Below are 18,862 nucleotides of genomic sequence, written 5' to 3' on the forward strand. Positions count from 1 at the left end.
CTCTCTGACATCGTCGGGTGAGACACCCCAAAATGATCAGGTTCTGTGGGCGGGTACGACATGAGCATCACCCGCATGACCAGCAGGTGTGTCCCATCCGCAGATGGACGAGGATGGGCAGGGCCTGACGGTCGGCGCTCAGGCGCCGCCACCGGCAGCCGATCGCGCGGTGGTGCCGCCGCAACTGCTGCGTGAGGAAGTGGAGGGTGGAGCTGGACATGTCGACGCCCGGCGGGTGGAGAAGCACGGGAAGCCTCTGGCAGAGCCGGTTCTCTTGGTCGAGAACCCATCTACCAGAGGCTTCACCACTGTCAGCCCAGTTGCCGCACGCCCTACAGGGCGGCGTGGAGTCGCTCGTACGCGGCATCCCCGCCCATTCTGTGAGGAGGCGCGCCCGGGTTCAGCCCGGGGGCCGCGTGGTCCCCGCGTTCAGCGCGGTGCACAGCCAGTCGTGGGCGGAGCCGGGGTTCGGTTCGGGTGGGGCGCCGGGTGGGGTGGACAGTTCGGCCGTGAGCTGCCAGTACACGTCGAAGCGGGGATCGGCGGCCAGTTGGCGGTGCAGGAGCCGGCGGAACGCCGGGGTGTCGCGCGTGCCGCGTGACACGGCGTAGACCGAGACGAAGCAGTCCAGCGCCTCGCCCGCCCGGGGTGGCCGCCCCGCCCGAAGCTCGGCCGACGCCAGTGCGTACGCCTCGCCGAGACCGTCGTACAGCACGGCGGGACGGTAGCCCCGGTCGGGGAGGTGGACGGCCGGCTGCGGCCGGGCGGAACCGGAGCAGCTTCCCGACACCAGCGCGTGCATGCGGGCGAAGGCCCACACCTGCGCGGGCGTCGGGTCGTCGGGGAGGTGCGGCACGGCCTGGTCGAGGAACGCCGAGACCACCCGGGCCGGAAGGCGCGGCGGCAGCCAGTACCGCCAGAACCGCGCCATCGGCGCGCCGTGCTGGGCGGCACGGCCACCGCGCCGACGAGCCGCAGCCGCTCGGTGCGCTCACCTGCCTCGCAGTCCCGCAGCAGCCGCAGGGACGCCTCCTGCCAGCGCAGGGCGGACAGTTGGGAGCCCACCTTCTGCAACTGGCCGGTGATGGCGGCCTTGAGTGCGTCGTCCGTACGGGCATCGTCCCTACCGTCGCCGTTCGTGCCGTCTTCGTCTGTACGGGCGTCGGCGTTCGTACCGGCCGTAGGGCCGTCGTCCCGGCTGTGCAGGATCCGGCGCACCTCGGGCACCGGCAGGCCGAGTTCCCGAAGCGAGCGGATCAGCCGCAGCCGGTCCAGGGCTTCTGGGCCGTAGCGGCGGTGCCCGCCCGTGCTGCGGCCCGACGCGGGGAGCAGGCCCCGGTCCGAGTAGAAGCGGACCGTCTTGACCGTGACACCGGCTCGCTCCGCCAGTTCTCCGATGGTCAGTGGGGCGTTCGTCGGCACGGCTTGAACCTCCCTCAGGGGGAGTTCCTACGGTACCCGCGCCGGGCCGGCCTACGGGGGGCCGGCCCGGCGGGAAGCGACCCCGTGGAGGAGGGACCCATGACGGCGTTTGTGCTGGTGTCGGGAGGCCACACCGGAGGGTGGGTCTGGCGGGACGTGGCCGCCGGACTGAGGGAGTCGGGAGCGGTGGCGTACCCGGTGACCCTGACGGGGATGGGCGACCGCCGCCATCTCGGCGGCCCGGACACGGACATGGGCACCCATGTCGAGGACCTGGTGCAGATCGTGGACCACGCCGACGAGCCCGAGGTGGTGCTGGTCGGGCACTGCTACGGCGGCTATCCGGTGCTCGGGGCCGCGTCCCGGCGCCCGGAACGGGTCGGCCGGATCGTCTTCGTGGACGCGCCGCTGCCCCGCGACGGCCTCTCCGTGCTCCAGCAGGTACGCGAGCAGATGCCGGACGGCCCCGTACGCGACCGGATGCTGGGCCAGCCCGCCCGGGCCGAGGACGGCTGGCGGGTGCCCGCGCCCACCGAGGAGGAGTGGCGGGAGTGGGGGAACCCTGCGGGTGTCCCCGAGGACGGGATCGCGCGTCTGGCGCGTCTCGCCGCGCCGCAGCCGGTGGGCACCCTCACCACGCCGGTCCGGTTCTCGGACGTGGTGGACGAACTGCCCATGACGGGCGTCTTCTGTACGGACGGCGGCACCATGGACATCGCCGGAGTCGAGGCGCTGGTGGCCACGGGCAGCCTGCTCTTCCGGCAACTGGCCGAGCCGCGCTGGGGGTTCTTCGAACTCGCCGCCGGGCACTGGCCGATGCTGTCCACTCCCGGCGAGCTGGTGGAGATCCTGCTGCGGGCCGCGGCGGGGGAGGGGCGGCGGCTCGGCGCCCGCGCCTGAGCGCCGCGACCGGGCTCCCGGGAGGGTGCGGTCGGGCCCCGACGCGGGGCCCGACCGGTTCAGCCCCCGGCCGCGTAGGAGACGAAGCGGGTCCAGGCGGTGGGGGAGAGGGCGAGCTGGGGGCCCGGGGCCTGCTTGGAGTCCCGGACGTGGACGGTGGTGGGGCAGGCGGCGACCTCCACGCAGTCGCCGTCGCCGCCGCTGCTGTAGGAGGACTTGTGCCAGGAGAGCGCGACCTCCACGCAGTCGTCGCCGTCGCCGCCGCTGTAGCTGCTCTTGAACCAGGCCAGTTCTGTGCTGCCGCTCATAGGGCTCCTCGCATCCGACGCAACAGGCTCAGTGAGTCCTCCAGGGTAAGCGCCTGGGAGCGCATCCTGGCATAGCGCATCTGGAGCACACTGATCTCCCGGGGGTCGGAGACGAACTGGCCGCCTCGTTGGCCCTCGCAGTAGCCGAACCACTTGTTCTCGCGGGTCTCCAGCAGTTGCATCGGGCCGTCCAGGCCCGCGTGGCTCTCCCGTACCAGGGGCATGATCTGGAGCTCGATGTTGCGGAGTCCGGCCAGGTCGAGGAGATGGTCGAGCAGCTCGCGGGTGACCGCCGGCCCGCCCATCCGGCGCAGCAGCAGATGTTCTTCGAGGATGAAGCTGTACGCCGTGTTCGGGCGCTCCCTCAGCAGCCGCTGCCGTTCCAGCCGGGCCGCCGTCTGCGCCTCGATCTGGTCGTCCCCCAGCGGCGGTAGCTGGTTGACGAACAGCGTCCGCGCATACGCCTCCGTCTGCAACAGGCCCGGAACCAGACGGCATTCGTAGGTGGCGAGGCTGCTCGCCACCGCCTCCAGCCGCGCCCATCTGCGGAACCACGCCGCCAGCCCGGGCCGTCGCGAGAGATGCTGCGCGGCCCGCCGCAGCACGCCCGTGTTGCCGAGGGCCGCCTCCGCCCGCTCCACGAAGCCGTCGTCCGGCATCCGTCGGCCCAGCTCGATCGAGGCCACCGTGTGCTTGGAGTACCCGACGAGCGGGGCGAAGTCGCCGCGGCTGAGACCCGCGTGCTCGCGCAGGGCCTGGACCACCGCCCCGAACGTCCGCAGACTGTCCGAGGCTTCCGGCTCAGTGGTGTGCGTACCGGCTCCGCCGGTGTCCGTCATCGCCATCGGGCCATCGTCACGGATGGTGACCCGTACCGTCTACCCGGAGTGCGTGTACGCTGACACAGCGTACATGGGGGTCTGCTGGAGAAACCCCAGGTCCGGCCGCAGAATTGGGACCCATGACCGCATCGGCCACCCCACCGGCCATCCCCGCCGCCCCCCAACCGCCCGTCACCGTACGTGTGTTCTTACAGCGCTTCAGCTCCACGCCGCGCGGTGCCCGGCTCGCCCGGCATCTGGCGCTCCACCAACTGCACTCCTGGGGCGTTCCGCACGGGACGGAGACGTCCGAGACGGCCGCCGTCCTGGTCGCCGAACTGGCGGCGAACGCGGTGACCCACGGGCTCGTGCCGGGCCGGGACTTCGAGCTGCGGCTCGCCCTGGAGCCCGGGAAGCTCATCGTGGACGTGTCGGACCCGCGGGGCGAGTGCCGCCCGCCCCGGCCCGGTGAGATGCGGGCCTCGGCCGAACGCCCCGGTGGGGAGGAGGGCGGGCGTGGGCTGGTGCTCGTCGCGGCGCTCGCCGACCGGTGGTCGGTCCTCGACCGGGTGCCGGTCGGCAAGACCGTACGCGCCGAGCTGGACCTGCCGTCGCGGTGAAGCGCCCGGGGCACCGGGGCGACGCGAACCCCGGACGCGCACGTGGAGGGGAGCGCCGGGTGCCGCATACGGACCGGACGCCCGCAGGGTGCCCCCGTGATCGCGAACGCCGGGAGCCCGCGCGGAGAGGGCACCTCGCGGTCGCTACGCGGGCTGGAGCAGGTCCCAGCGGTTGCCGTACAGGTCCTCGAAGACGGCGACCGAGCCGTACGGCTCGTGGCGCGGCTCCTCCAGGAAGCGGACGCCGGCCGCCGTCATCCTGGCGTGGTCGCGGGCGAAGTCGTCGGTGTGGAGGAAGAACCCGACCCGGCCGCCGGCCTGCGCGCCCACGCTCGCCGACTGCTCCTCGCCGTGCGCCCTCGCAAGCAGCAGATCCGTGCCGCCCGTGCCGCCGCCGGGCCGGACCACGACCCATCGCGAACCGTCGCCCCGGTCGGTGTCCTCGACGAGGGTGAAGCCGAGGGCGTCCCGGTAGAAGGCGATGGCCTCGTCGTAGTCGCGGACGACCAGCGCGACGAGGGCTATGCGGGGCAGCGGTGCGGCGGACACGGGGATCGGCTCTCCTTGCTCGGGGGCGCCACAGTATCGCCGACGGGTACACAATGCCTCGCATGGACCCGTCGACGGAGCAGCTCGCCGACCGTGCCGGCCGTCTCGCCCGCCGCGGCGGACGGCACCTCCTCGGCATCGCGGGGCCGCCCGGGGCGGGCAAGTCCACGCTCGCCGCCGAACTCGTGTCGCGACTCGGCCCGGAGCGTGCCGTCCTCGTCCCGATGGACGGCTTCCATCTCGCGCGGGCCGAACTGGAGCGGCTCGGCCGAGCGGGGCGCAAGGGCGCCCCGGACACCTTCGACGCGGCCGGGTTCGCGGCGCTGCTGACCCGGCTCCGTACCCGCGAGGCGGGGACGACCGTGTACGCGCCGGTCTTCGACCGGAGCATCGAGGAGCCGGTGGCGGGCAGTATCGCGGTCGGCCCGGACGTCCCGCTCGTCATCACCGAGGGCAACTACCTGCTGCACGACGAGGGGCCCTGGGCGCGGATCCGCGCACTGCTCGACGAGGTCTGGTACCTGGAGCTGCCCGACGCGGTACGGGTGCCCCGGCTCGTGGACCGGCACGTGCGCTTCGGCAGGGAGCGCTCCGACGCCGAGCGCCGGGTCCGCGACTCCGACGAGTTCAACGCCCGGCTGGTGGCGCGCGGCCGGCACCGCGCCCATCTCACCGTGCGGGCGGGGCCCGGTGCCTGAGCCGCCCCGCTGCCGTGCGCACGGACCGGCCCCACCGGTTGCCCGTACCCGGTCTCACGGGGTGCCCGTACCCGGCCTGACCGGCTGCCCGTACCCGGTCTCACGGGGTGCCCGTACCCGGCCTGACCGGCTGCCCGTACCCGGCCTGACCGGTTGCCCGTACCCGGCCTGACCGGTTGCCCGTACCCGGTCTCACGGGTTGCCCGTACCCGGCCTGACCGGCTGCCCGTACCCGGCCGCGCTATGCGCCGAGGCTGCCCATGGCACGTCCGACGAGCGCGTCGAACGCCCGGTCGGGCAGGATCCGGCGGATCATGATCAGCGGCTTGGCGCCCATGCCCACCGCGTAACGGGTCCTGGGGCGGCGGCTGGTGGCGGCCCGGCCGATGGCGCGGGCGACGACCGACGGGGACGAGGACCGGCGCGCGTTGCTCTCCGACTCGAGGGTCCCGGCCATGGAGGCGATCTGCCCGGCGTACGCGCTGCCCTCGCCGAGCTTGCGGAGCTTGCCGGCGGCGATCGAGCTCCACTCCGTGCGGATGGCGCCGGGTTCCACGACGACCACGTCGACGCCGAAGGGCCTGACCTCCATGCGGAGGGAGTCGCTGAAGCCTTCGAGGGCGAACTTCGTGCCGTGGTACCAGGCACCCATCGGCGTATGGATCTTGCCGCCCATCGAGGTGATGTTGATGACGCGGCCGCTGCGCCGGGAGCGCATGTGCGGCAGCACGAGCTGGATGAGCCTGGCGGCGCCGAAGAGGTTGACCTCGAACTGGTACCGGGCCTCGTCGAGTGCCACCTCCTCGACCGGGCCGTACGAGCCGTATCCGGCGTTGTTGACCAGGACGTCGATCCGGCCGGTCTCGGCGACGATCCGGTCCACGCCGTCGCGCATCGAGCCCTCGTCGGTGACGTCCATGGCGATCGCGCGGACGCCCTGCTCGGCCAGTGCGGACATCCGCTCGACACGGCGGGCGGCGCCGTACACGGTGAATCCGCGGGCGAGCAGCTCCAGGGCTGCGGCTTCGCCGATGCCGGAAGAGGCTCCGGTGACCAGGGCGACCTTGCTCGACATGACGGGTCCTCCGATGGACGCGAGATAAAGTGAACCTGTACTCATAATTATCATGAGCGCTGGTTCATGTTTGTGCAAGTCGAGTGGACGTGATCCTGAACTAGAATTCATCTTCATGCCGCGGGGGCGGGCCGCCGAGTGCCCTCGGCGCGACGGTCCGCCCCGCGAGCGCGGCAGCCCGCCCCTGGCCGAGTTACGGAGGACCCATGGCCGGTTCACGCCCGCTGCGCGCGGACGCCGTCCGCAACCGGACGAAGATCCTGGCCGCCGCGCGCGAGCAGATCACCCTCCACGGACCCGATGTCCCGATGGACGCCATCGCCGAGGCGGCCGGCGTGGCCGTGGGTACGCTCTACCGCCATTTCCCCACCAAGACGGACCTCGTGGGGGCCGTCATCGCCGAGCACAGCGAGACCATCACCGTCGACATCGAGGCCGCGGCGGCACGCGTCGCGGACGGCTCCCACGCGATGGCGGAGATCACCCGGATCGCCGAGCGCACGATCGAGGCCGCGGCCCGGGACCGCAGCGTGAAGGCGGCGGCCCAGACCCTGGGCGCCGCGCACTGGACCGAGCGGCAGGAGCAGCGGTTCAGAGCCGCGACGGAACGGATCATCGCCGCCGCCGTCGCCGACGGGGACCTCCGCCCCGACGTCACCGTCGACGACTTCCTGATGCTGGTCCTCACCGCCCCCACCGACCAGGAGCCCGCCGTGCGCTCCCGGTGGCTGGCGCTCTTCCTGGCCGGGTTCACCGCACAGGCCGGCCGGGGGGCGGAGGGGGGCTGAACGGCTGGCGCGCCTGCCGGCCCGGGGCCTGATGTGCGGCGTCGCCACCGCCGGGTATCCGGCGGTGGCCCGGGTGCCTCGCCGGGTGCCTCGCTGAGGCCCGGGCCGGCGTTCAGGTGCCCGCCAGGTGCCCTCGGGTCCCTCGCCGGGTGCCCCGCCGGGTGCCCCGCCGGGTCCGGGTCCCTCGGCCGGGGACTGGACGCCCCGGCCGGTGTGTCCCCGAGTCCGACGGGTGGCTACGGCCGGGGACCACGCACCTCGGACGGGCCGGCGGGACCCGGCAGGCAGTCGGTCCGTCCGGGCCCCGGAGTCATACGCCCACCGCACAGGCGCCGGATACCTCGCCGCGCCACATATGCGTCACGCATATACGGAGCGAGACGGTGCAAGGCGGCACGCATACACGGAGCGAGACGGTGAAGGGCAGCGCAAGCGTGGCACCGGGGCCGCTTGGGTGCCGAGCGGGCCTGGCAAGCGGGGCCCCTGGTGTGCTCGGTACGCTCGAAACCTGAGCACGCACAGCGCGGAACCGAACACGGGCACCATCCGATCAATCAGGATCCGATCCGAAACACAGGACGAGCGGGGGCCGATGTGAGGCTTTTCCGGCGAGGGCCGAAGCGGGACGGGGACGACACCCCTCGGGACGCGGAGTACGCCTTCTTCTCGGTGGCGGAGGGCTCCCACTTCCGCGGCCAGGTCCGGGAGGCGTTCGCCGAGCGCGGCCTGGAGGTCACCGTCTACGCGGACGCCGTCACCGACAGTGCCGGACGCCAGTTCGGGCTCGGCAACCTGGCCGCCGTCTGCCACAACGACGAGCGGGGCCCCCGCGTATGGCCGAAGGTCATTCGAGACCATGTCGGCATGGTGCTCCGCACCATGGACGCGCCGTCCGCGCTGGACACCCTGCCGCCCGAGCAGATCCGGTCCCAGCTGTACCCCAGGGTGATCGGCTCCGAGGGCCTGGACAGGGAAACGTTCCGCTATGCCCGGCCGCTCGCGCCGGGACTGAGCGAGGTGCTCGCGCTCGACCTCCCCGAGAGCGTGATGATCCTGACCGATGACGCCCTTGCGCCGCTCGGGGACGTACCGGTGCTGCGCGAACGGGCGATGGCCAATCTGCGGGACCTTCCCGTGGAGGGACACGAGACCATCAAGGACGCCGGAGGCATGCGCCTGGAGGTGGTGGTCGGCGACTCCTTCTACACGGCCAGCCGGGTCCTCGCCCTGGACACGCTCGTCCGCCAGGTCACCGGGCAGCGGATCACACCGGACGGTGCCCTCGTAGCGCTGCCGTTCCGGCATCAGATCGCCTTCCACGTCATCCGCGACGCCGGGGTCATCCCGTCCCTGAACGCCCTGGCCGCCTTCGCCGCGTCCGGGTACGCCGACACGCCGGGGGCGATCACCCCCTACGTCTACTGGTGGCGGGCCGGGTCGCTGACCCAGCTCAGCGACCGGGACCGGGACGGGGACGGGCTGCGGATCGTGGTCGGCGAGGAATTCCAGGACATGCTGGAACGTCTCGTGGCACGGCATCCGGGTGACGACTGAGGTCAGGCATCCGGGCGACTGCTGACGGCCGGCATCCGGGCGGCGGCCGAGGCCCGCGGGGCTCCCGGACCGCGCTCCGCTCACGGCAGGCACCGGCGGCGGGCGGAGGGACGCGGCTTCCCGCACGCACCGGGCAACGCAGACGGGGCCGTTGGCCCCGTCAGGCCGAGGACCGCGCGCCGGCCGAGGACCGCGCGCCGGTCGGCCGATGACGGATGACAGATGACAGATGACGGATGACGGATGACAGACGGCCGGTCGATGTCAGATGACAGACGGCCGGCGACCGGCGACCGGCGACCGGCGGCCGGTCGGCCGGGAAGGAATACCCGCGCCCGGCCCTTCCGGGCCGGCCGACACCCTACGGAGGAGCCCATGCCCAGCACTGCCGAGGCCGCGCCGCCGGCGCCGTTCACCGCCGACGACTACCGGGTGCGGATGGCCCGCGCCGCCCGGACAGCCGCCGAGGCCGGGCTGTCCGGTCTCCTGGTGGCTCCCGGCCCGGACCTGGTCCACCTCACCGGCTACCAGCCCGTGCCGACCGAGCGGCTCACCTTTCTCGTCCTCGTAGAAGGGCAGGACCCGGTGCTCGTCGTACCCGCCCTGGAGGCCCCGGACGCGCGGCGCGCCGCCGGCGGGCCCGCGCTCACCCTGCGGGACTGGACGGACGGCAAGGACCCGTACGCCGTCACCGCCGCACTGCTCGAAGGGCGCGGCCGCTACGGGATCAGCGACAACGCGTGGGCCATGCACCTGCTCGGCATGCAGCGCGAACTGCCCGGTACCACCTACACGGCGCTGACGCGGGCCCTGCCCATGCTGCGCGCGGTCAAGGACGAGCGGGAACTCGCCCGGCTGGCGGCGGCCGGTGCCGCCGCCGACGAGGCGTACCGCGAGATCCTCAAGGTCCGCTTCTCCGGCCGCAAGGAGACCGACGTGGCCGCGGACCTCGCCGCCCTGCTGCTGCGGTTCGGGCACTCGCAGGTGGACTTCACCGTCGTCGGCTCGGGCCCCAACGGGGCGAACCCGCACCACGAGGCCGGTGAACGCACCATCGTGGAGGGCGACATGGTGGTCCTCGACTTCGGCGGGCTGAAGGACGGATACGGCTCCGACACCACCCGGACCGTGCACGTGGGCGAGCCGACGGAGGAGGAGCGCCGGGTCCACGACATCGTGCGCGAGGCGCAGCAGGCCGGGTTCGAGGCGGTCCGGCCGGGGGCTGCCTGCCAGGACGTCGACCGGGCGGCGCGGGCGGTGATCGACGGCGCCGGCTACGGGGCGTACTTCATCCACCGCACCGGTCACGGCATCGGCGTCACCACGCACGAGCCGCCGTACATCATCGAGGGGGAGGAGCGGCCGCTGGTGCCGGGAATGTGCTTCTCGGTGGAGCCGGGCATCTACCTCCCCGGCCGCTTCGGGGTGCGGATCGAGGACATCGTGACCGTCACGGACACGGGCGGCCGGCGGCTGAACAGCACACCGCGCGAGCTGGCGATCGTCGAGTGAGCAGCAAGCGGGCGGCGTCCCCTTCCGGTTCGGCTCGGCCGGCCGCTCCCGGTCCGCTCGGCACCCGGCCATGCGCGCCCCGGGTTCCGCGAGGCGCTGCTCGGCCGGCTCAGCAGGGCGAGCCGGCCGGAGCGCGGTTCGGGACGGGCCGGGGTGTGGTTCGGGACGGGCCGGGGTGTGGTTCGGGACGGGCCGGGGTGCCGGGTCACGGGCGTGACCCATGCTGCGCGGTCACACGCACGCTTCGTGTCACACCTCGTGCAGCACCGCACATGACTCGCCCGCCAGTTCGAGCACCCCTGCCGGCCCCGGCGGCACGGCCGGGCCCCACGCGGCGAGCAGTCTGCCGCCCCCGTAGCCCAGGGGAATGCGGGCCGGTTCGCCGCCGAAGTTGACCGCGACCCGGATCTCCCCTCGCCGGAAGACGAACCAGCGTGCCACCTCGTCGTAGGCGACCCGGACGGCCGCCAGGTCCGGGTCGGACAGGTCCGGCTCGCCCCGGCGCAGGGCGATCAGCTCGCGGTACCACGCCAGCAGCCGGGCGTGGGGTTCGCGGACCCGCTCGGAGCGGTCCAGGCAGGACCGCTCCCGGGTGGCGGGGTCCTGCGGGTCGGGGATGTCCCGCGCCGCCCAGCCGGTGCCGGCGAACTCCCGCCGCCTGCCCTGCCGTACCGCCTCGGCGAGTTCCGGGTCCGTGTGGTCGGTGAAGAACTGCCACGGGGTACGGGCGCCCCACTCCTCGCCCATGAACAGCATCGGGACGTACGGTCCCGTCAGCACCAGCGCGGCCGCGCAGGCGAGCAGCCCGGGGGAGAGGGACGCCGACAGCCGGTCGCCCGTCGCCCGGTTGCCGATCTGGTCATGGGTCTGGGCGTAGCCGACGAACCGGTGCGCCGGGGTGCGGACGAGATCGACGGGCCGTCCGTGCGTGCGGCCGCGGAACGTCGAGTACGTGCCGTCGTGGAAGAACACATGCCCGAGGGTCTTGGCGAGTGCGCCGAGCGGCGCGCGCGCGAAGTCGGCGTAGTAGCCCTGCGACTCGCCTGTCAGCGCGGTGTGCAGGGCGTGGTGGAAGTCGTCGTTCCACTGGGTGTGGATCCCGAGGCCGCCCTCCTCGCGCGGGGTGGTCGTCCTCGGGTCGCACCGGTCGGACTCGGCGATCAGGAACACCGGCCGCCGCACCTCGGCCCCGAACCGGTCGACCGCCGCCGACAGTTCCTCGAGGAAGGTCAGGGCGCGGGTGTCGACCAGGGCGTGGACCGCGTCCAGCCGCAGTCCGTCGACGCGGTAGTCCCGCAGCCACGCCAGCGCGCTGCCGATCAGGTACGCGCGCACCTCGTCGGAGCCGGGCGCGTCGAGGTTGACCGCCGAGCCCCACGGCGTGTGGTGGAGGTCCGTCAGATACGGCCCGAACGCCGGCAGATGGTTGCCGGACGGCCCCAGGTGGTTGTGCACCACGTCCAGCACCACACCGAGGCCGAGGCCGTGCGCCGTGTCGACGAAGCGCTTCAGCGCCCCGGGACCGCCGTACGGCTCGTGCACGGCCCAGGGCGCCACGCCGTCGTAACCCCAGCCGTGCGACCCCGGAAAGGGGCACAGGGGCATCAGCTCCACATGGGTGACGCCGAGTTCCGCCAGCTCATCGAGCCGTGCGGCGGCGGCGTCGAGCGTGCCCTCGGGTGTGTAGGTGCCGACGTGCAGTTCGTAGAGGACCGCGCCCACGAGGTCCCGGCCGCGCCAGTCCTCGTTGCGCCAGACGTACGCGTCGGGGGAGACCACGGCGCTCGGCCCGTCCGGGCCGCCGGGCTGCCGGCGCGAGCGGGGATCGGGCAGGACGGGGCCGCCGTCCAGCCGGAAGCCGTACCGGTCCCCGTCACCTGCGTCCGCCTCGGCCGTCCACCAGTCCTCCCGTGACGGATCGCGTTCCATCCCCTGTTCGGTGTCCTCCAGCCACAAGTCGACCCGGTCCTGTGCGTGCGGTGCCCATACCTCGAACAGCACGTGATCGATCCCCTGTCGTGTCGGCGTCGGCGTTCATGTGGGCGTTGATGTGGGCGTTGGTGTTGGTGTTGGTGTTGGTGTTGGTTTTGGTGTCGGTGTTGGCCTTGGCGTTGGCCTTCGTGTCGGTGTTGGTGTTGGCGTCGATGTGGGCATCGGCGTTCATGGCGGCGCAGACGCCGCAGACGACGTCCCTGCGACCGGCGCCGGCGGACTCGTCCCGTGCTGCGTCGTGAGCGGTGGTTTCCTCCCATCCTGGCAATTCCGACCCCGGGAGGCGCCGTACTCGCCGGTACCAGGGTCCGCGCCATGACATCGCCCTCCCCGGCTCCTCGCTCCGCGACACCTCCGTCCCCGCCACCTCCGTCCCCGCCACCGCTCCCCGCCTTCCCACCCGGGTTCCTCTGGGGCGCCACGGCGTCCGCGTTCCGGACGGGGGTCGCCGGGCTGGGACGGCCCGAGGAGCGGCCGCGCGCGGTGCGGGCCCCGCGGCTGTCCGGCCGGGTGCCCGCATGACAGGCGGCGCGCACCCGCGCGGGGGCGGCCCTGCCTCGCCCAGGGCGCCGACGGCCTTCCGCGGCGGCGCGCACCCGCGCGGGGGCGGCACCCGCTCCGCGCGCACCGGGGCAGAAGCAGACCAGACTCCGGGACCGGTCCTCCGGGGCCGGTCACCGGTCTCGCAGAGAGCGGGCGTCTCGCGGAAGGCAGACGCCCTCGCGCAGGCGCGGAGCGGTGGCCGCACGTATGCGGGGAGCGGTGGCCGCACGTATGCGGGTAGCGGGGAGCGCAAGGGCACGGAGCAGGGCCGGCCGTGGCGGAGGCGGGGCAGGGGCCGCCACCCGGCAGCGGCCTTCCAACTCGCCGCAGTCCGGGCCTTCCCCGCAGCCTCCCGGGGAGTGCCGAACCGGCACCGAAGCGATCTCCCCTGTCCCTTCTGGACACCCGGAGCGCCCGATCGGACAATCGGGTCTGTGACGTCCTCCTCCGAGTTCCAGACGCATCCCGCGCGGCCCTCCGACGCCGAGCGGGAGCGCGTGCTCGGGGTGCTCCGGGAGGGCGCCGTCCAGGGCCGGCTCTCACATGACACGTTCGTGCGGCGCATGGAACTCGCCCTGGCCGCCCGCGGACCGGACGAACTCCGGGTGCTCACCGCGGACCTGCGGCCGTACGGCGGCCGTCTGTCCGACAAGCTGTTCGGTGCGGTGGGGAGGGTCTCGGCGTTCTCGATGAGGCTCGGCCGCGCCTGGCGGGCGGAGCGGCTACCTCCGCTGCTGCTGCCGGAGCCCGGGCCGTCGCCCCTGCGCATCGGCCGCGATCCGTCCAACGGGCTGCGGCTCAGCCATGAGACGGTGTCGCGGCTGCACGCCGAACTGTCGCTGCGCGGCGGCCTGTGGGTGCTCCGCGACCTCGGCTCGACCAACGGCACGACCGTCAACGGCCGTCGTGTGACCGGCTCGGTGGTGGTCCGGGCCGGGGACATGGTCGGCTTCGGTCAGATGGGCTTCCGCCTCGACGCGCGCTGAGCGGCGGCTCGGTGGAGTCGGGCGTCGTGGTCGGCGAGGGGCTCCGCCTCGACGCGCGCTGAGAGGCGGCACCCGGCCCGGCGGGGCCCGTACGCGCGTACGCGCAGTCCAGCCACGACCGGGAGCCGGCGACGCACCCGGCGGGGCCCGTACGCGCGTACGCGCAGGGGGTGACCCGGAGCCGCGGGGGCGGGACCGGCGCCCGCATCCCGGGCGGCTGCCCCGTCCTGGCGACGCATCCCGTCCCGGCGGCGTATGCCGTCCTGCCGTATCCCGCAGCCGTCGTCCCCGCCCCAGAGCACCCCGCACACCTTCGGTCACACTCGGTTACCCCCAGAATCGCGCGGTCTCCCCTGAGTCGGTACTTTCTTGATCAGGGGTCCTTTCGCGCCGACGGCCGCGCCCGACGCGCCCGGCCCCTCCGCGAGAGCCCGAGGCAAGGAGGGCAGCATGTCCCGACCGATCGCCGTGGGAGTGGACGGCTCCGACGGAAGTCTCGCGGCCGTGGACTGGGCCGCCGACGAGGCCGCGCTGCGCGCCGCCCCGCTGCGGCTGGTGTACGCCACGCAGTGGATCCCCCACCAGCCGCAGGCCGTGCGGATGACACACGAGGAGCGGGCCGAGGAGGCGGGAGACGTCCTGGGCGCCATGGAGGAGCGCGCCCGCGCCCGCAGGCCCCAGCTGACCCTGGCCGCCGAGGAGGTCGAGGACGCGCCCGCCCGGGTGCTGCTGGACGCGGGGTCCGAGGCCGACATCCTCGTCGTGGGGACGCACGGGCTCAGCGGCATCGGCGGGTTCATGGTCGGCTCCGTCGGGCAGGAGGTGGTCGCGGACGCGAAACAGCCGGTGGTGCTGGTGCGGCCCGACTACCGCGAGGACGCCCATGGCGAGCACGGCCGGAACAAGGTCGTGCTCGGTCTCGACATCGACGACGCCGCGGACGAAGTGCTCGAATTCGCGTTCGACTACGCGGCCCGCCGCGGTGTCCCCCTGCATGTGCTGCACAGCTGGCACGCCCCGTTCCTGCACCGCCACCGGGTGGCCGCCGACACGGACTCGGGTCCGCGGGCCGAGATGGCCTCCGCGCTGGCGCAGGCGGTGCGGCCCTACCGCGACAAGTACCCCGCCGTGGACGTCGCCGAGGAGTCGGCCATCGGCCGGCCGGCCGACCGCCTCGTCGAGGAGGCCGCGGACGCCCGTCTCGTGGTACTCGGGAGGCGCCGGGGGCACGGTTCGCACATCGGCTCGACGACCCATGCCCTGATCCACCACGCCGCCTGCCCGGTGACCGTCGTCCCGCACGGCTGACGCGCCCGCCCCGCGGGCGCCCCTGCGGGTACCCGCCCGCAAGGCGCGTTTCACCCGGTGCGGGTGAGGCTTGCGCCGGGGTGCCCCGGACACGATGCGAGGAGTGCCGGCGGCATCGTCGGCACCAGGGGCCTCCGCCGTCTGCCGAGCGGGCCCGGAGACGGTCGGCGGCCCCGTGCCGGGCCCGTCCGCCGGGCGGGCCGCGACGGCGCGGAGAAGGCCACACGGAGAAGGCCACACGGAGAAGGGCCACGTGGAGAAGGAAGGCCACATGGCGGGAACGCGGATCACGCCGGGAACACGGATCACGCCGAGGGCCCGAAGAACACAGGCCCAGACGGCAGAGGCTCGAAGAACACAGACCCGAAGGACATGGATCCGGACGGCATAGGCCCGGGGAACACCGGCCCGGGCGACACACAGACGCTGGGCACACGGGCACGGAGCACACGTAGAACGCGAACAGGGAGTACGCCGACAACGACAAGCCCGAGAAGTCTGAGAACAGGCCCGAGAAGCCCGACAACGACAGGCCCGACAACAACAGGCCCGACAACAACAGGCCCGAGAACAACGCCGAGAAGCCCGAGAAGCCCGCGAACAAGGCCGAGAACGGGGATCGCTCATGACCGACGACCTGGACACCCTGTCGGTGAACACCATCCGCGGACTGTGCATGGACGCCGTGCAGCGGGCCGAGTCCGGGCACCCGGGCACACCGATGGGCATGGCCCCCGTCGCCTACACCCTCTGGCAGCGTTTCCTCAGGTACGACCCCCGGGACCCGATCTGGCCCAACCGCGACCGCTTCGTGCTGTCCGAGGGGCACGCCTCGGTCCTGCTGTGGTCCCTGCTGCATCTGGCCGGGGTCCATGCCGTCGACCCGGACTACGAGGTGCTGGGCCGCCCGGCCGTCACGCTGGAGGACCTGAAGTCCTTCCGGCAGCTGGACTCCCGCTGCCCCGGGCACCCCGAGTACCGCTGGACGAGCGGCGTGGAGACCACGACCGGCCCGCTCGGGCAGGGCGTCGCCACGTCCGTCGGGATGGCCCTCGCCGGCCGGTGGCTGGGTGCCGCGTACAACCGCGAGGATTTCCCGCTGTTCGACTTCGACGTGTACGCCCTCGCCGGGGACGGCTGCATGATGGAGGGCGTCGCCTCGGAGGCCGCCTCCCTCGCCGGCCACCAGCGGTTGTCCAACCTGTGCTGGATCTACGACTCGAACCGGGTCACCATCGAGGGACACACCGACATCGCCTTCACCGAGGACGTCGCCGCCCGCTTCCTCGCGTACGGCTGGAACGTGACCACCGTCGCCGACGCCAACGACCTCGACGCCACCGCCCGGGCCTTCCACGACTTCCGGGCCGAGGCCGAGCGCCCCACCCTGGTGCTGGTGCACAGCCATATCGGCTACGGCTCGCCCGTCGAGGACTCCCCGAAGGCGCACGGCTCGCCGCTCGGCCCGGACGGAGTCCGTGCGGCGAAGCGATTCCTCGGGCTGCCCGAGGACGAGGAGTTCCGGGTGCCCGACGCCGTGCGGGAGCGGTTCGCCCAGGGCATCGGCGCCCGGGGCGCGGAACTGCGTGCGGCGTGGGAGAAGCGGTTCGAGGACTACCGGGCCTCCTGGCCGGCCGAGGCCGACGAGCTGGAGCGCATGCAGCGCCGCGAACTCCCCGACGGCTGGGACCGGGATCTCCCCGACTTCGCCCCGGACCCGAAGGGCCTCGCCACCCGGGACTCCTCGGGCCGGGTGCTGAACGCCCTGGCGCGGAACGTCCCCTGGCTCCTCGGCGGCTCGGCCGATCTCGCCCCGTCCACGAAGACCAGGCTCACCTTCGACGGCGCGGGCGACCTGCAGCCGAAGGAGCACGGGGGACGCAACCTCCACTTCGGCATCCGCGAACACGCGGCCGCCGCCGTCGCCAACGGGATGGCCCTGACCAAGCTGCGCCCCTACTGGTCCGGCTTCCTGATCTTCTCCGACTACGCCAGGGGCGCCATCCGGCTGTCGGCGCTGATGGAGCTGCCGGTCGTGCACGTCTTCACCCACGACTCCATCGGCGTCGGCGAGGACGGGCCGACCCACCAGCCGGTCGAGCAGCTCGCGGGACTGCGGGCGATCCCGGGTCTCCTGGTGTTCCGCCCGGCCGACGCCGGTGAGGTCGCCGAGACCTGGCGCTGCGTCGCCCGGCTGCGGCACGAACCGGCGGCGCTGGTGCTGTCCCGGCAGGCGCTGCCCACCCTCGACCGCACCCGGCTCGCGGCCGCGTCGGGCGTCGCGCGCGGCGCGTACGTCCTGGCCGACGCACCCTCCGGCGAGCCGCAGGTGATCCTGCTCGCCACCGGCTCCGAGGTGTCCCTGGCGCTTCGGGCCCGGGACGAGCTGGCGGCCGAGGGCGTCGGCGCCCGCGTCGTCAGCATGCCCTGCTGGGAGCTGTTCGACCGTCAGCCGCGTGAGTACCGCGACGAGGTGCTGCCGCCGTCGGTGACCGCGCGGGTGGGCATCGAGCAGGCGTCGACGTTCGGCTGGGACCGGTACGTCGGCGACCGGGGCGCCCTCGTCGGCATGCACACGTTCGGCGCCTCGGCGCCGCTGAAGCAGCTGCTCGCAAAGTTCGGGTTCACCGCCCAGCGGGTCGCGGAGACCGCCCGCGGACTGCTGGCGGCCGGACCGGGGACGGCGCCGTGACGCGCCGTCGCCGAGCAGTACCGCACACCGTCCGCACTCACCGAGAACGGGGAGATCGACCATGACCACGGACACGCCCATGCAGCTCGGCATGGTCGGACTCGGCCGGATGGGCGCCAACCTGGTGCGCCGGCTGATGCGCGACGGCCACCACTGCGTCGTCTACGACCTCGACACCGACGCCGTCAAGCAGCTGGAGAAGGAAGGGGCGACCGCCGCCTCCTCGCTCCACGACCTGGCCGACCGGCTGGAACAGCCGAGGAACGTCTGGCTGATGCTGCCCGCCGGTGTCGTCCAGCCGACCCTGGACCAGCTGGCCACCCTGCTGGCGGCCGGCGACGCCGTCGTCGACGGCGGGAACTCGTACTACCGCGACGACATCGCCCGCGCCGGGCAGCTCGCCCCCGGCGGCATCCACTACGTCGACTGCGGCACCTCCGGCGGAGTGTGGGGCCTCGAACGCGGCTACTGCCTGATGATCGGCGGCGAGGACGAGCCCGTGGCGCGGCTGGACCCGATCTTCCGCAGCATCGCCCCGGGCACCGGCGACGCCGCCCCCACTCCCGGCCGGACCCGCACCGACGGGACCGCGCCGGAGGGCTATCTGCACTGCGGACCCAGCGGGGCCGGCCACTTCGTGAAGATGGTCCACAACGGTGTCGAGTACGGGATGATGGCCGCCATCGGCGAGGGGCTCAGCATCATCAGGCACGCCGACGCGGGCCTGCGCTCCCGCGAGGTCGACGCCGAGACGGCCCCGCTGCGCGAGCCGGAGGCGTACCGGTACGAGATCGACGTGGCCGAGGTCGCCGAGGTGTGGCGGCGCGGTTCGGTCGTCGGCTCCTGGCTGGTCGACCTCGTCGCCGACGCCCTCGCCCGCTCGCCCGGGCTCGACGCGTACACCGGGCGGGTGTCCGACTCCGGCGAGGGCCGCTGGACGGTCCTGGCGGCGGTCGACGAGAGCGTGCCGGCGCCCGTCATCACCGGCGCCCTCTTCGAGCGCTACGAGTCCCGCGAGCTGGGGCGGTTCACCGACAAGGTGCTGTCCGCGATGCGCGGCGAGTTCGGCGGGCACGCCGAGAAGGCGGGGTGAC

16 protein-coding genes and 1 pseudogene are annotated in these 18,862 nt (G+C 73.4%); 10 read left to right on the forward strand and 7 right to left on the reverse strand.

Translation table 11 applies throughout. The features are described 5' to 3' along the window. Window positions 1–67: 67 nt before the first annotated feature. Together DDQ41_RS26215 and DDQ41_RS26220 are read right to left on the reverse strand one after the other, a co-directional pair. A complete protein-coding gene (locus tag DDQ41_RS26215; protein ID WP_162602744.1) occupies window positions 68–220 on the reverse strand; it encodes a hypothetical protein in 153 nt (50 codons plus the stop codon). 180 nt (window positions 221–400) lie between these two features. Beyond that, a pseudogene (locus DDQ41_RS26220) lies at window positions 401–1,422 on the reverse strand (MerR family transcriptional regulator). 99 nt (window positions 1,423–1,521) lie between these two features. Here DDQ41_RS26220 and DDQ41_RS26225 point away from each other — a divergent pair. Further along, complete coding sequence (locus DDQ41_RS26225) at window positions 1,522–2,322, forward strand: alpha/beta fold hydrolase (RefSeq protein ID WP_109296672.1); 801 nt, start codon at window positions 1,522–1,524, stop codon at window positions 2,320–2,322. A 59-nt stretch (window positions 2,323–2,381) separates the two neighbouring features. Here DDQ41_RS26225 and DDQ41_RS26230 read toward each other — a convergent pair whose 3' ends face one another. Continuing rightward, window positions 2,382–2,630, reverse strand: coding sequence for a DUF397 domain-containing protein (locus tag DDQ41_RS26230; RefSeq protein WP_109296673.1), 249 nt, complete (start codon window positions 2,628–2,630; stop codon window positions 2,382–2,384). Beyond that, the gene (locus DDQ41_RS26235) at window positions 2,627–3,475 is read right to left on the reverse strand and encodes a helix-turn-helix domain-containing protein (protein WP_109296674.1); all 849 of its coding nucleotides are present in this window, start codon (window positions 3,473–3,475) and stop codon (window positions 2,627–2,629) included. Before DDQ41_RS26235 ends, DDQ41_RS26230 begins: the two co-directional genes overlap by 4 nt. A gap of 116 nt (window positions 3,476–3,591) precedes the next feature. Between DDQ41_RS26235 and DDQ41_RS26240 the strand changes: the two genes are divergently transcribed. Further along, window positions 3,592–4,071: an ATP-binding protein gene (locus tag DDQ41_RS26240; protein WP_109296675.1), complete on the forward strand. Its 480-nt coding sequence runs from the start codon at window positions 3,592–3,594 to the stop codon at window positions 4,069–4,071. 144 nt (window positions 4,072–4,215) lie between these two features. Here DDQ41_RS26240 and DDQ41_RS26245 read toward each other — a convergent pair whose 3' ends face one another. Further along, window positions 4,216–4,605: a VOC family protein gene (locus tag DDQ41_RS26245; protein ID WP_109297955.1), complete on the reverse strand. Its 390-nt coding sequence runs from the start codon at window positions 4,603–4,605 to the stop codon at window positions 4,216–4,218. Window positions 4,606–4,682: 77 nt separating this feature from the next. Here DDQ41_RS26245 and DDQ41_RS26250 point away from each other — a divergent pair, with 77 nt between their 5' ends. After that, a complete protein-coding gene (locus DDQ41_RS26250) occupies window positions 4,683–5,318 on the forward strand; it encodes a nucleoside/nucleotide kinase family protein (protein ID WP_109296676.1) in 636 nt (211 codons plus the stop codon). A 241-nt stretch (window positions 5,319–5,559) separates the two neighbouring features. On the opposite strand, the gene DDQ41_RS26255 is transcribed toward DDQ41_RS26250, so the two are convergent. Further along, entirely contained in the window at window positions 5,560–6,393 is an 834-nt protein-coding gene (locus DDQ41_RS26255) for an oxidoreductase (protein WP_109296677.1), read from the reverse strand. A gap of 206 nt (window positions 6,394–6,599) precedes the next feature. Between DDQ41_RS26255 and DDQ41_RS26260 the strand changes: the two genes are divergently transcribed. From DDQ41_RS26260 to DDQ41_RS26270, 3 genes are all read left to right on the forward strand, one after another. After that, complete coding sequence (locus tag DDQ41_RS26260) at window positions 6,600–7,181, forward strand: TetR/AcrR family transcriptional regulator (RefSeq protein ID WP_109296678.1); 582 nt, start codon at window positions 6,600–6,602, stop codon at window positions 7,179–7,181. Between the two features lie 594 nt (window positions 7,182–7,775). After that, the gene (locus DDQ41_RS26265; RefSeq protein WP_109296679.1) at window positions 7,776–8,735 is read left to right on the forward strand and encodes a hypothetical protein; all 960 of its coding nucleotides are present in this window, start codon (window positions 7,776–7,778) and stop codon (window positions 8,733–8,735) included. Between the two features lie 375 nt (window positions 8,736–9,110). Next, on the forward strand, window positions 9,111–10,247 hold the full coding sequence (locus DDQ41_RS26270) for an aminopeptidase P family protein (protein ID WP_109296680.1): 1,137 nt from the start codon (window positions 9,111–9,113) through the stop codon (window positions 10,245–10,247). Between the two features lie 249 nt (window positions 10,248–10,496). On the opposite strand, the gene treZ is transcribed toward DDQ41_RS26270, so the two are convergent. Further along, on the reverse strand, window positions 10,497–12,248 hold the full coding sequence (treZ, locus tag DDQ41_RS26275) for a malto-oligosyltrehalose trehalohydrolase (protein ID WP_109296681.1): 1,752 nt from the start codon (window positions 12,246–12,248) through the stop codon (window positions 10,497–10,499). A gap of 968 nt (window positions 12,249–13,216) precedes the next feature. On the opposite strand from treZ, the gene DDQ41_RS26285 reads away from it, so the two are divergent. The 4 genes from DDQ41_RS26285 (at window position 13,217) to gnd (ending at window position 18,861) form a co-directional block, all read left to right on the forward strand. Continuing rightward, on the forward strand, window positions 13,217–13,768 hold the full coding sequence (locus tag DDQ41_RS26285; protein ID WP_109296683.1) for a DUF1707 and FHA domain-containing protein: 552 nt from the start codon (window positions 13,217–13,219) through the stop codon (window positions 13,766–13,768). Between the two features lie 450 nt (window positions 13,769–14,218). Further along, complete coding sequence (locus tag DDQ41_RS26290) at window positions 14,219–15,076, forward strand: universal stress protein (RefSeq protein WP_109296684.1); 858 nt, start codon at window positions 14,219–14,221, stop codon at window positions 15,074–15,076. A gap of 625 nt (window positions 15,077–15,701) precedes the next feature. After that, complete coding sequence (gene tkt, locus DDQ41_RS26295; protein ID WP_109296685.1) at window positions 15,702–17,768, forward strand: transketolase; 2,067 nt, start codon at window positions 15,702–15,704, stop codon at window positions 17,766–17,768. A gap of 61 nt (window positions 17,769–17,829) precedes the next feature. Beyond that, window positions 17,830–18,861 carry a phosphogluconate dehydrogenase (NAD(+)-dependent, decarboxylating) gene (gene gnd, locus DDQ41_RS26300; RefSeq protein ID WP_109296686.1) on the forward strand — a complete coding sequence of 344 codons (1,032 nt, stop codon included), beginning with the start codon at window positions 17,830–17,832 and terminating at the stop codon, window positions 18,859–18,861. Window position 18,862 lies beyond the last annotated feature (1 nt).

Origin of the sequence: Streptomyces spongiicola (assembly GCF_003122365.1) — a bacterium.
Classification (GTDB): domain Bacteria; phylum Actinomycetota; class Actinomycetes; order Streptomycetales; family Streptomycetaceae; genus Streptomyces; species Streptomyces spongiicola.